Below are 14,209 nucleotides of genomic sequence, written 5' to 3'. Positions count from 1 at the left end.
TCGCATGAATAAATCAATCAAAAAAGTGCTCCTCGGCATCTGCTGTTTTGCGAGCACTGTGTTGACTGGATGTGGCGGTGGTGATGATTACCAACATCCAACAGAAATGCAATTCGATCAAGCTACTCTGACTTTCCCGAAAGACTTTCTATGGGGGGCAGCAACTTCATCACATCAAATCGAAGGAGCTTGGCAAGAAGGTGGTAAAGGATTATCGAATTGGGATTTTCTAACTAACAATCTCCGTTTAGCTAATGGTGAAACGGCAAACGTTGCTATCGATCATTACCATCGTTATAAAGAAGATATTAAGCTCATGAAAGCGGCGGGCTTGAAAACATATCGCTTTTCAATTGCGTGGCCTCGGATTTATCCAACAGGATTTCCATTCAAGCTGAAAGCAGATATGTCAGGCCCAGAGCTGGATGAGAATGGTAATCCGATATCAGATCTCAATATGGAGGGTATCCAGCACTACAACGATCTGATCAATGAGTTAATTGCCAATGATATTAAACCTATCGTGACCTTGTTCCATTGGGACATGCCGATTGCATTGATGGGTATGGGTGCATTCAATAATCGTCAAGTAACTGATTTATATGCAGCTTATGCAGCAGCATGTTTCCAACACTTTGGAGACCGCGTTGACACTTGGATTACTTTCAATGAACCATTTATGTGGAATACCTTTGCAGAGGGTATGCTTGGGATGGCGCAAGATTTGATCAGTCAAGGTGCTGAATTTAATTCAGGCACTATGATGTCGCTGATCAAAAATACTGGGCTAGAGACATTTCTTGGTAGGCAAATGACCTATATTCATCACACGATGTTAGCTCATGCCAAAGCAAAGGAAATCCACGATCAAATGGTACAAGCAGGCTTGATATTGGATGGTGGTGTAGGAATTAGTTTTGATTTCACGCTCGGTAAATCTGCTACAGATTCACCAGAGGACATTGAAGCAACAAGGCTATACAATGTAATTCGAAATGAATTTTATACAGGTCCAGTATTAACAGGTAAATATCCACAAGAGGCATTAGATCTTCTTGCTGGTGATGGATATTTTTTCAATTTATCAGATACTCAATTAGCTGAAGATTTGGAATATATTCATAAGCAGGGTATTGACATTATGGGTGTGAATTATTATACGCGCCCAGTTGTATCGGCAGTTAATTATAACGAAGGATTCTATAATAACTCATCAGCTTTCTTTCCTAACCAATCATTTATGGCCGGAATTTTATTTGATAGTTTAGAAACTGGAATACCGACTGAAAGTCCTGGTTCAGAGAACGGATTGTACGATCCAAAGGGATTTTATGACACATTAATGTATGTGACTAAAATTTCTGGCGGAATGCCAATCCTAGTTTCTGAAAATGGTGGAGGTTATCGACACCAAGAGTATCTAACAGATGATGGAAAAGTGCATGATACATTGCGTATTAGGTTCTTAGATGGTCATCTCAAAGCCATGTGGCAAGCTATTCAGGATGGTTCAAATGTTATTAGTTATAATGCTTGGTCATTATTTGATAACTTTGAATGGTTTGGTGGTTACTCTGGACGATTTGGTTTAATTTATATTGACTATGAGGATGACTTAAAGAGATATCCTAAAGATAGCTATTATTGGTATTCTGAAGTTATGAGAAACAACTTCATCAAAACAGAGTAATATTTAAATTAGAGGCCGAGTGAATAGATGTTCGGCCTCTTTAAATAACAGTGGAACTTGTTTCTACAATTAAAACTTCAGGATATTACTTTGACTTTTATCTTTTAATTTCCTGATAGCTCTATGGTTACGTCATATCTAATTTATTCAGTACCGTTTATGCAGCTTATTTATCTCTAAAAATTTATTTGTATTAAGTTTTACCCCTTTGGATGGTATAAATGAAAAGCCACAGAAATCTTAATGATGTTGGCGTGATTGGTCTTGGCGTAATGGGTAAAAACCTTGCGTTAAATATTGCAGACAATCACTATCGCGTAAGTGCATTCGACCTCGATACTGTCAAAGTTAATGGCGTTTTACAGCAAGAAAAACAAGAACGTAATGGTCAGGATCTGCGGATCACTGGCTGCGCCAATTTCCACGAAATGTTAGCTAGCCTCGCTAAACCCCGCATTCTGGTACTATCTGTCCCCGCCGGAGCACCCGTTGATGGCGTGTGTCAGGCATTGCTTGCCGCAGGGGTTGAATCAGAGGATATCGTTATCGATACTGGTAATAGCCAGTGGACTGACACCGTTGAGCGCGAAGCGCGTTACAAAGGTCAGTTTATTTTCTTCAGCTCCGCCGTCTCTGGCGGTGAAGTAGGCGCCCGTTTTGGCCCGTCCTTAATGCCAAGCGGCGATGAGTCGGCATGGCAACATGTCGCACCGATTTGGCAGGCGATTGCCGCTAAGGTTGATCCGAAATCGGGTCTGCCGATTGAGCGATTTGAGCCGGGTAATCCTGTGACTGAAGGTGAGTCTTGCACGACTTATATTGGTCCTGCGGGCTCTGGCCACTATGTCAAAATGGTGCATAACGGCATTGAATACGCCGATATGCAGCTTATCTGTGAAGCTTATCAATTGCTCCATGACGGCCTTGGTATGAGCGCCGACGAAGTGGGTGATGTGTTTGAACGTTGGAATCAAGGTAGCTTAAACAGCTATTTAATGGGTATTAGTGCAGAGGTGTTGAAACAGGCCGACCCGATGACGGGTAAGCCGCTGGTTGAGATGATCCTCGATAAAGCGGGTCAAAAGGGCACGGGTCTTTGGACGGCGGTGAGCAGTTTACAGATTGGCTGTCCAGCGCCGACCATTGCCGAAGCGGTTTATGCCCGTTCGGTCAGTACCCAAAAATCCCTGCGTGTGCAGTTAAGCTCAAAGCTAGCTGGGCCTGCGGCTATCAGCCTCGATGACGCGCAAAAAGCGGCATTGATTGAAGCACTTGAGAGTGCACTTTACTGCGCCAAAGTGTGCTGCTATGCCCAGGGCTTCCAACTGATGGCGATGACGGCAAAAGAGCAGGAATGGCAACTCGATTTCGCTGAAATTGCCAAGATTTGGCGTGCAGGCTGTATTATCCGCGCGACTTTCCTTCAATCGATTACTCAAGCCTATGAAGCGAAAGCAGATTTAAGTTGTTTATTGATGGCTGATAGCTTTGCTGAGCAGCTATCACTAAAACAAGGTGCGTGGCGCACTGCGGTGTCGGCGGCGATTATGCAGGGTATTCCAGTGCCTTGTATCAGTTCTGCGCTGGCTTACTACGACAGCTATCGTAGCGAAACCCTGCCAGCTAACCTACTGCAAGGTCAGCGGGACTTCTTCGGTGCCCATACCTTCGAGCGCATCGATACCCCAGCAGGCGAGAAATACCACTTAGTTTGGAGTGCCAAAGATCGCACATTAAGTAAAGTTTGAATCAAGTGGAGCCTCAACTCACCCTTTCAAAAGAGGCTCCACTCTGTGGGGAAAAGTTGCTTGTAATGCCGTTCTTGTTGAGGTCGCAAAACGGCATCTTTGTTGAGCCTTATTTGCTCAGCGTCATTGCGGTCACTGTTGATGCAGGCAGTGACCGCTTTTTTTTGAGTGAGACTAATACGTATTTGGTGACCAGGAACTGACAATGAGCTTAGCATTTGAATTTATAAATTTGAAAAACGTCATCATTTTTTGAAGTAATATATTTAGAATGAAAGAATAATTTAAAGCATTTTAATGGTAATTATTAAAGCTTATTTGCAGATTGTTTTTTTAAAATCAATTTTTGTTATTTCATAATTAACTTCCCGTAAACCTATATGGTTCATTTTTTGTTAAATTAACGTTATTTGATGCAAGATGATAATCATAATCTGAAATTTCTAACATAAAATATAGCCTCAGCGATTGACATTTCATGATTTTTATTTTGATAAACTCTGGGGAGATTTATGAAAGTTAATTTTAATAAGAAGGCTATTGCAGCTGCTCTAGTGTTAACAAGCTTAATAGGGTGTGACAACAGCAATAACGAAAACACTCAACAAGAAATTAAGTTCACTCCAAACTCGACGGTTCAAAAAACATTTAATGGTTCTTACCAAGGTGCATTATCAGAAGATGGCGTCCTAAGTTGGTTAGGTATTGCCTACGCAGAGCAACCTGTTGATGCTTTACGTTGGAAAAAAACAAAACCACTTTTGTCTTGGGAAGGCGTCCGCGAGGCAACCTCGTTTGGGGAGAAGTGTTTACAAAAAAATACAGTGAATGGAAAGGTTATAGGAAATGAGAGTTGTCTATTTCTCAATATCTGGCGTCCTGATAATACCGATGAAAGCCTACCTGTTATGGTATTTTTACATGGTGGAGGGAACCTTAACGGTTCAGGAGAAGATTTTATTGGCGATCAGTTATCCAAAGCGACAAATTCAGTCGTTATTTCGATTAACTATCGACTAGGGCCCATGGGATTTTTAACATTACCAGCATTAAAAGATGGGGATAAACTAACTGATTCGGGTAACTTTGGTACCTTGGATGCGATTGAAGCCTTAAATTGGGTGCAAGCAAACATTGCAAGCTTTGGTGGCGATAAAAATAATATTACCTTAGCAGGTCAGTCTGCTGGTGCCCGAAACGTATTGGCGCTAATTCTGTCACCTTTATCAAAAGGATTGATCCATAAAGCCTTTGCCATGAGTGGTGGCATGACGATTGCCGATTCATCCGAAGGTCAAGCTTTTGCTGAAAAGTTTGTTAGTGATCTTTTAGTCAAACACAAGTTTGTATCAGATGAGTCTGAAGCCGCTCAATACATGCAAAATCCAGAAAATGTGGTTCATTTTTTGAGAAGTTTACCTGCATCTGATTTAGTCTCTCAAATGCAAGATGTTGCAATTCGAATGGCGCCATTTCCCCATCTGTTTAATGATGGAAATGTATTACCAGTTGATGGTTTCCATGAAATTGCAGTTGGTAACTATCAGCAAATTCCGTTGATGCTCGGAAGTACAAAATCGGAATTTGCGACGTTCGCATTTTTTGATCCAAATTTAGGTATTTATCCCAAGTTGGTTACTGGTACTTTATTCCAAGATACAGAAACACTACGCTTGTTTAGCCTGAGTAAAAATTATGGTAGTAGGATTTATTCAGGTTTTGCGCTCGAAAATGTTGTAGATACTTTAGCTAACAACCCTAAGCAGCCAGCTATTTATGGCTATCGTTTCTCTTGGAGTGATTTAGGGCAAGTCACGAAGCAACCCGCTGCTCTATTAGGTGCTACCCATGGCTTTGATGTTGACTTTGTTACTGGTCGAGAAGATAGCCAAATTAATGCGTCTTTTGGTGGTGCTTTATATACTGACGCAAACAAAAATGGACGCGTGGCATTAGTTAATTCTATTCAGGGTTATCTGAAAAACTTCATGTTAACAGGTAATCCTAACGGTAGTGGATTAGTTCAATGGGATACGGCTAATTCAGGTTCCATTCAACTATTGGATGCTGATTACGAAAACGCACACATTTCAAACACAGTAGAGTGGCAAGAAAAAGATGTTGTCTTAACTGAAATGGAACAATCATTATCAACTAGTGATTATAGTTTTATTAAGGATACAATTCTTTCTGGAAGATTCTTTATGGATTACTGGAAAGACAGTAACTAATTTTAGTAACCTATAATCCACAAAAAGCCCTGTTCATAGGGCTTTTTGAACCTCCATGTGCCCTATTTGTGATCATCAAATTCTTGTAGCAAATTCAACTATCAAGATAGTTGAGCCCGATCTTCAATTTAATGTGTCTTCCTCTGCTCGAATTGTTTAACTTTTATGAAGCGTTAGTCATAGAAATTTTAATCCTAAAAACATGAATTAGAACTGAAGTTCTAACAAGCTTTTGTCCCCTTGACGAGTTTTTTTGCCCATATAATTTATTTCCCGTTTGTGAGCTAAGAGTGTTAGTCAAAAAATGATAGTGGCCCAATAATAAAAAAGCCGCTTGAACATTCAAGCGGCTTTTTCATGACAACAACTATGGACTCTTTCTATGGACAAACTAACTACTTTAGAAAAACTTAAACATCGTGTACTTAACCCTTATCCAAGGGTCATCAGGCTCGTTCTCAGGGGTATAGCGCCTTTCATAGGCGTAGATCCCAAAAGCCTGCTTCAGGTAAAGCAAAATATATGGCAGGAACCAGTCCTTATTACGGGTTAAATAATACCCCGTCGTGCAAACCAACATCACTATTATCAAAATGATAATGGGCAGCAGGCGGACAAATTTTTTATTGTTCAGAAGACCGCGCATCATCAGAAATCATCGCCAAAACTGCTGCTGAATGAATCGTCAAAACTGCTACTGAACGAATTATCAAAGCTTGACCAACTATCGTCATTTGCACTGCAACTAAACAGCGACGAGTCGTGGTTTGTGACGCCATATGGGTTACCGTGAACATCGATGCCCGAGTCGCCCATCATAGGTGTACCGTCTACGTTTACGATTGGGCCTGTAGGAGTTTTATGAGTCATTTTGCTATTCCTTTTATGTGGTTATGAGTAACACTCCTAAAATGACCTTAATGAAATAAAGTCCGTTTTCAAGCTCTTTTTTTACTTTTTTTTAACAGCAAAATTGTCGAGTATTTTTGATGTTTTTTGTCGTGTTCTGCGTTTTTAGGGGGAGCTTATAGGCGACGTTGAGGGGGATTTTTTACCGCAACATGTGCAGGTTTGCTTTCACAGAATGTGGCTTTAAATAGCAAAAATCGGGACGATTTTCTGCGACAAAAGTGCTTGTGATAAACAAGCTTTCAAGCGCGGATTTGGGCGATTACGCAGTAATGGCTCAAAGGAGCACGCGCATGTACAGCTGGTCTGTACTAACCGTATTTTAGTTTTGCCTTAGCAAAATTTAGGGATGTATTTGGCACAAATACGTCCCTAAACCAGAGACTTTTCGTTAGAAAAGTGAGCGAGACGAGAGGGGAGAGCCGATGGCACATCGCCCCCTCGTCGTGAGCGGCGAAAATGCGGTTAGTACAGAGCGTAGCTCAGTACATGCGCGTGTGATGTCATGAAGTGCTAGAACGGAGTTCGTAAGCCAGCGTCGATGACGAGTCATCAGAGCTGGCGGGCGCTTCAGGGCATCTGAGTCGTTTGCGAAGCAGTCGACTCATTAGCCGAAGGCTGGCTTGGTCGCGATATTCATCGCGATTTTCATTCCGACAGGAAGAAACCAGTTTGTCGTGATGATTATCGGTACTTTTCGATGGTGCAATTAAGCAAATTGGTAAAATTTGTCGCGTCGATGACTAGTTATGAATATCCAATCATCAACAGGTATTTTTTAATGTCATCTCCTAAAAGCACATCAGATAAATCAACCACAAATACGCCCAACTTATACGCACCTTATTTGGATTTCGATATGCAATATCAACCTGGTGCAAATAATAATCTCACGGGCAAAATCCGGCGGGAATTTACCATGATGTTAGTGGCACGTTTTGGCCTTGTTTGCCCCAGCAATCTTGCTTGGTTGTACGGCATCAAGTACCGAATGGCGCTAGCGCATTTGAACAAGCTTGTGGACGAGGAATTGCTTACTCTTGTTACTACACATCGCTCTCTCGATGGGCGTGTGTATGTGTTGTCATACAGCGGCGCAAAATTTGCCGAAGAATTGCTAAACATTGCGGTCTACTTTCGCTCAAAAGAGCATCCTGCTTTACAAGTCAATCAGAACACCTTAATGCATGACCTCATCATGCAGTTTGTGATGCTCAAAGGCATACACAATCAAAAGGCCAGCGGCCAGCCAAATCCATTATGGGATGCCATCGTTACAGAGCCTGAATTTAAACGACGTTTTACCAGCACAGATATTCGTAACGTGGATGGGATTGTACGAGAGATAGATGGCACGATTTCGGCCATCGAAATGGAGCATTCATTTAAGACAAAAGCGGCTAGGCAAACGATATTACTGAAATGGCACTATGGCATTAGCCACGGCTATTACGACAAGGTGATGCTATTTTCCCCCTCGCAGCAGATATTTAGTGATATTAAACGCCTACATGAGGCGCTATTTGAGGAGATGACGACGAGGCGAGATAAGAAAACAGGCCAGTCACTGTTAACGCAGCAAGAGGCCGAATCACTCAAGAGCAAAATTATCTATCGGACGTTGCTTTGTAATGAATTGACTGAACGATTTTATCGTTAAAACACAACGACGAACGGCATCCACTGATGCCGTCGAAGGGTACACAAATTGTATGTAATACCAGTAGGTTAAAGTGGCGCACCTTTTGATACAACCAACTGAAACAACATCATTAATATTATTTCAGCACCTTGCGGTCTTCGTGAGCGCATCCTTGCTCTCATAAATAAATAGTTTTTCTGCGGGGAAATTAACTGACTTTTTCGAAAAAATTTCGAAACAAATACTTTTCTTTGAGCGGTAAAACGACAAATTGCCACAGTGGTGGCAATTTGAAGAGCATACAAGCGTATACTAGTAGGCGAAGCAGGTCGCACACGCTTTCGATGCTTCCACCTGAAACAATATTTTCATTATTTCAGCCATTTAGGTCTTCTATATAGGCACATCCGTGTCTCCTACATTTATAAATAAGCACAAACGTGGGAAATTTATAGAAATAATTTGATTATTTTATATTTCGACAAAAAATGAAAACGAACCCGAATGGGTTCGTTAGTAGTTGAGCATTACAAGATTAAGCTTACGCCTCAGCTTGAATCATCTCTTCTGCCCAGAATTGTTCGGCGGCGTCAAAATAGATGCTCGGGGGTAACCCAAAAACCTGTTTAAACTCATCAGCAAACATCTCACAAAAGGCAGAAATGTCATCTTTATACATCAGCAGTAGCATTCTCATATCGAAGTCTTCTAAATACTGAGAGTCAAACTCAGTATGTTCTTCAAGAAGAGATTTGCTAATACTTATGCCAAGATGCTGTCCTCTTTCATCACGATGCAGGTAAATATATCTCGTAAATTGCAGCGCATATTGATCACTACTTGTTTCGTCGATGTCAGCCAGCAACAACAATGTACTGTGATCATCCCAAGGGCTTTTAGATTTACGTTGATAGATTCGTATAAACTGTGATTGACTCATGATTAACTCCTAGTTATGTCCTCATCAGTAACTAGGTTCAGTGCGAGAAAATTTGGGCGTTTTGATGTTAACTAAAGTCCTTAACCTGTCCTTTACTACGTTTTATCAAAAAAACTCGGTTATCAAAAAGATGTATTAGACGTCAGTCCAGTATTAAGAAATCGCTCCGTAAACGTGAGGGTGTGCTCTATCTCAATAGTGGACATTTGTACTCGCGCTAAGCGCTTTTCGAGTCGATATAAAAGAATATCTTGCTCAACATTGTCTTCATAACAAACGCTATCGCAGTGTGGCAGCGAATGCTGAACCTCATCGAGCATTAACGTTAATGTTAGAAGTAGATTTTGTAATTTTTGTTCAAACATGGACGAGTTCCTTTATTGTGTTTAAGTCACAAATAAGTAGAAACACCCAATGCAAATTCTTGGAATTGACAAAATTTTAAAGGAGTCGAATTAGTGGGCGTACTCCTGTTTGATAAAAAATGAGGGTGAAACCGTGTTGATTGTGCGGCGTCGGGGAACAAGCATTAAAAAATGCTTGATTGGGAACTTTTTGCAGTGATTTGGGAACCAAATTCGCTCTTTGGGACCCTCATAGACCCTCTGGAAGCCAATAAAATGGTTGACAAGTGCGTAAATATAGGGTTCGACTCCCTCTCTCACCGCCACATTCTAAGAAGCCGCAATTACTTATATTTCAAGTGATTGCGGCTTTTTGCTTTTGCGGAGAAGCGCTGGTGTACCAATTAGGTGTACCAATATGGCTACTTATCTTCACAAAACCGCAACGGCAATGACTACTGCCGCATTCCATTTCCTGCCAGTTTAAAAGCTGTTGGGTTTCCCGCTGAAGTAAGGTTCTCCTTCAGAACGAAGGATAGAAACGAAGCAATGGTTGCTAACCTTGAAAATGTTTAAAAACAGCGTGATGGTTTATAGAGTCATAGATGGGCTCAATGCAATTGAGTTAACAAGCAACCATTAATATTGAATGTTATCGACTCCTTTGGGGCTGTATCCACTATTGCCCGCCGGGATAATCCATGCATTCTACTTAGGGCATGTTAATAAATAACTTTCGTTTTTAACTGATTCTGGCTCAATATGTTTTGCTGCAGTTTGCTGACCATACTGGCGCGCTGATTTTCAGTTTCGCGGAATCGTTGTTCGAAGGAGACCAAGGAGGGCGAACTGGAACAAAGTAGCAATTTACCAAAGGGATTAATAATATAATCCTTAAATTTATCTGAGCATTTAGCTGATGCAGGGGAGTCAAGGTCTGCTGCTGGATTTAACAGCTCAACATAGCGATTGGCGGTATCTTGTTGCTGAGTCAGTGGTAACAATAACCAAGTGATGAATTTGGTTACAAGTGGCGCTTTGGCATCATCTGGGCTATTGCCCTTAATGAGATACCTATAGTAATTCCATTCCCTCACTTTTACCTTTTCGAAGGAGAATACGGCGTCAGGTAGGGCACTTTGCCAACTGGCGGGTAGGGCTTTCATTTGCTTTGCCCCACCGAGCCTTGCAATCACTAATTCGCCCCACTTTATATTGTTGGCCATAAACGCATTGGCAATGAGTTTAGTTTCTAGGTTATAGGTGTCACTGGCGACCGTTTGCCAAAATACCATTTCTTGATTAAGCATCGATGAAATATGTTGAGGGTCGAGTTTATCGACATGACTGAGTACTCTCAGGAAGGAAAGTTGCTGTGCAGCCTGCAAACTGGTAAATGGTATGAGCGGGTGATAGTACTCAAATTGAGCGGTATCCTGCCAATGATCAAAATTGATCAGTTGTTGATAACGGCTGATAAGCCATTGGTAATCAGTTAATAGCGCAGTCATCTCTGGGTTGGCAAGCAAGGTAACAACACAGGCAGATGGTGACTCCGGTGCGTTTAAGCAGTTGTTTATCTGGTTAAATACATTGGGCAATTCGGCTTCTTGTGTCGAAATCGCTGCGTCAACTTCATATAACAGCTTAAGGCGTTGTTTGCCGAGTGCCATCGGTGACTCGATTTGTGGTGCGGTAAATCCAAGGGCAAAAACATAACCATTACTGGCATCTTCCGAGGTAGTATCTTTAATTCGGGCGATTTGATTCTGATAATCAATGGCCAGCACACTGGGTTTGGAATCAAAAAGATTGATGCCAGCTAACAGCAGGTAAAGGCCAACGGGAAGCAACAACACCGCTGGGACAAGCCATTTTATTGCCTTTACAAAACTGTTCATTCCTTCCCTCAAATACCGTCCTTTATCGTTGTGGGCTAATCTAGCAACTGCTAAGCCCAAAGTGAAGGGGACATAGGTGGATTTGATTCGAAAGCACTAATTGAAGGAATGAATAGCTTGATTTCCCTTAGCGTTTCACTTGAAATCAGAGCAAGTAAACGGCTTGGAGCCTGAAACAATAAAGTAGCAGGCTGCTACTCTGAAAGCCTGATAGGTATTAACCTCGCAGAAATACAAAGGGATACTAAGCCACATATGGCATCAGTATCCCTTATTGGTGTTAAGGTATTTCAATAAGCTTATTTAGTAGCCAATGCTTCTGGCACGATAGGGTAGCTATCCCATACTTGGCCATCGGTCATCGAGCGCACTAATTTCACGTATTCTGCGTGGGTCCAAGCCAATGGTGTAGCCGAATTGGTTCCCTGGCCATATTGGTACTGGTAGCGGCTGTCATTACCCACACCATCCCAGGCCTGTTCTGGGAGCATCATTCCCTCGTTTGCGAAGGTTTCCATCCCTTGTACGTAGGTGTTGATTAGCTGCGATTTGGTCTCATTGGCTTTATCACCGCTCAGTTCCTCGTTGGCTGCCGCTAGGGCGAGTGCAAAGTGACCCCGTTCGCCCGTGAAGAATGGCCAAACTCGACCGCGTTGGTTATCGCTGTCGCGACCAGATTCGGCGTAGTTTGCCCCCGTTTGGGTATCTTCTCCGTAACCGTCGTTGCCATAACGTCTAAAGCCTGGAACGCTGCTACCGTCCTTTGCGGTAAAGTTGTATTTAACGCGTAAATTGTCCTCAAGCTCGGTGTTATCCAACATGGCAAGACTTTGGTTTATTAGCTTGTCCGTTGCACCGCGCACACCATAACGCACTAATTCTAAAAAGCCCGCATCGAGAATTTTGCGTTGGTCTAATCCCGCTCTACCATTATTGGCCGCCAAACTGTCATTGTTGTTTGGATTGCCATTAGGGCTTAAACGCAGATAGTAAGGTGTTGTTTCACCCTGTAAATTGGTGAGGACTCCTTGAGTAGTGACCAAATGTTGCTCAAGCTCATTACTTAACTGTCTGGCAGAGTGAAGGAAAGTATTACTTGCCTCGATGTCATTGGCATTTTTGGCGATTTCACTCGCCGCCACTAGACCAGCGATGACTGCCGCAGTGGTCGAAGGAGAGTATCCTGCCTGTTCTTCCCAGCGTTCCTGTTGGGTCTTGGGCGGTGTTATCTTGCTGTGGTTCCAATCAAGGTTTATTTCACCGCCCGTCACTAAAAACTGTGCAGCAGGTTTGAGCATGTGCTGGTACCAATAGCTGATGTCATCACTGCTAAGTACTCCCGCCTGCCAAAGTTTCCAGCCGAGCATGATTGGCATCGCCGTTTGATCTAATTGCACGCCAACCCATTCAACTTGGCCATCGACATGGGTCTTTTGCAGGAACCAGCCCGGAGTGCCACTAAACCCAGGGGTTTTATTGCTAACTTGAACCTTTTTTAAATACTCAAAGGCCACCTTTGGTGTTTGATTATCACCCATGGCTAAAAAGGCCATCGCACACTGGTAGAAATCCCGAGGCCATACTGCTTTATAACCCGTACTCGGTTTAACCGCCGATACTGTGTCGCCCCAAGGGTTTGAGAGTGACGCAATCAGCGCGCCCGCATGGGTTTTATCTTCCTGTGCCTTAAGCACCATGGCGCTGGTGTACAGCAGTTTGCCATTGTCTGTTGTGTTTGTTGCCATTGTTGGCAGACTGGCAAGTGAAGCTAAATAGTTATGCCAACCCGATTGATAATGACTGCGTACAGCATCGTAACCCGCATTAAGGGTCGCATCGGCATTGGCGAGACTGCTTGCCTTATCGTGGCCAAAACCTATGACCAGATTGATGTTCGTTGGGGTATCGGGCGCAAGCGTTGGGTAACTTGTGGTAAAACCGATATTACCGACACTAGTGTTGTCATTGCTGGTGCGCGAATATGGGGTGTCGATTTTGCCGTTGTCGGTGAGATCGGCAAGACCATCGGATAGGCCCACAAAACCTGTGGTCGCAGTGGTGAAATCAACATCGGTTTTCACCGTCATGACACTGCTGTTTTGCTCGGCGGTGTAGGCGATAAGCGCCTGTCCTTCGATAAGGCCAATGTCATTTCCACCGGCATTATCGATATGGGGATTAACATATAAATGCGGCGTGATCCCTGGCTCAAACGCGGTAAAGGTCACTCGCATCATTAGGCTGTCACGGTCTGGGTCGGTAAAAATATGTTTTTCTATCTGATACTTACCTTCCACATCCTTATTAATAATCCTATAGGCAAGGGATTGTGGGCGGCCATGGGTATCCGTATCCAAATACTCGATATGGCTGACTGTGTTCTCTTTTTCGGTATCGACAAAGCCATTACCTGTGATCACAAATTGCAGTTCTTTAAGCTGAGCATTGTGGATGAGGCCATACATGGTTTCGGTCAAAATCCCCTGTGCGAGGGAAAACCACACGCGGCTCACGGGATTTTGAGCGCTGTCTTGATATTGACCTTGAACATAGGGCTCATAGGAGGTGCCAATACCGGTTTTACCCGAATAGGCCCAAGTTGGCGCCTTACCTGGTGCGCCTGGGGCGACATTATCGGCCGTTACTGGGCTCGCGCTTTGCTCATTCTGAGAACAGGCGCTGAGGCTCAAACTGCCAAGTAAGATAGCTGTGGTGGCAAATGCGGCTTTCGTTAGTTTGATCTCAGGTCTTTTCAACGGTGTAGCTTGCCCATTTTTAATAGAAGTAAATAAGGTCATTATCAT

The 14,209-nt window shown here is 42.9% G+C and carries 8 protein-coding genes; 4 read left to right on the top strand and 4 right to left on the bottom strand.

Annotated elements, in window-relative coordinates; all coding sequences use genetic code 11:
• The first annotated feature begins 4 nt into the window (after positions 1-4).
• The 3 genes from K0H61_RS09705 (at position 5) to K0H61_RS09695 (ending at position 5,669) form a co-directional block, all read left to right on the top strand.
• Positions 5-1,690, top strand: coding sequence for a glycoside hydrolase family 1 protein (locus K0H61_RS09705; RefSeq protein ID WP_220048947.1), 1,686 nt, complete (start codon positions 5-7; stop codon positions 1,688-1,690).
• Between the two features lie 221 nt (positions 1,691-1,911).
• Entirely contained in the window at positions 1,912-3,438 is a 1,527-nt protein-coding gene (gene gnd / locus K0H61_RS09700) for an NADP-dependent phosphogluconate dehydrogenase (RefSeq protein WP_220048945.1), read from the top strand.
• Positions 3,439-3,950: 512 nt separating this feature from the next.
• Positions 3,951-5,669 (top strand): carboxylesterase/lipase family protein, encoded by a 1,719-nt coding sequence (locus K0H61_RS09695; RefSeq protein WP_220048944.1) that lies wholly within the window; start codon positions 3,951-3,953, stop codon positions 5,667-5,669.
• A 648-nt stretch (positions 5,670-6,317) separates the two neighbouring features.
• Here the strand turns inward: K0H61_RS09695 and K0H61_RS09690 are convergent.
• Entirely contained in the window at positions 6,318-6,539 is a 222-nt protein-coding gene (locus tag K0H61_RS09690; protein WP_220048943.1) for a hypothetical protein, read from the bottom strand.
• 898 nt (positions 6,540-7,437) lie between these two features.
• Here K0H61_RS09690 and K0H61_RS09685 point away from each other — a divergent pair.
• On the top strand, positions 7,438-8,238 hold the full coding sequence (locus K0H61_RS09685; RefSeq protein WP_258405934.1) for a hypothetical protein: 801 nt from the start codon (positions 7,438-7,440) through the stop codon (positions 8,236-8,238).
• Between the two features lie 523 nt (positions 8,239-8,761).
• On the opposite strand, the gene K0H61_RS09680 is transcribed toward K0H61_RS09685, so the two are convergent.
• The 3 genes from K0H61_RS09680 to K0H61_RS09670 form a co-directional block, all read right to left on the bottom strand.
• Positions 8,762-9,160: a hypothetical protein gene (locus tag K0H61_RS09680; protein ID WP_220048941.1), complete on the bottom strand. Its 399-nt coding sequence runs from the start codon at positions 9,158-9,160 to the stop codon at positions 8,762-8,764.
• Between the two features lie 1,066 nt (positions 9,161-10,226).
• Complete coding sequence (locus tag K0H61_RS09675; RefSeq protein ID WP_220048940.1) at positions 10,227-11,405, bottom strand: hypothetical protein; 1,179 nt, start codon at positions 11,403-11,405, stop codon at positions 10,227-10,229.
• A gap of 299 nt (positions 11,406-11,704) precedes the next feature.
• On the bottom strand, positions 11,705-14,203 hold the full coding sequence (locus K0H61_RS09670; protein WP_220048938.1) for a glycoside hydrolase family 15 protein: 2,499 nt from the start codon (positions 14,201-14,203) through the stop codon (positions 11,705-11,707).
• Positions 14,204-14,209: the final 6 nt, after the last annotated feature.

Origin of the sequence: Shewanella acanthi, assembly GCF_019457475.1 — a bacterium.
In the GTDB taxonomy this organism is placed as follows: domain Bacteria; phylum Pseudomonadota; class Gammaproteobacteria; order Enterobacterales; family Shewanellaceae; genus Shewanella; species Shewanella acanthi.
Note: the sequence above shows the minus strand (reverse complement) of the source record. Positions and strands in the feature narration are given on the sequence as shown.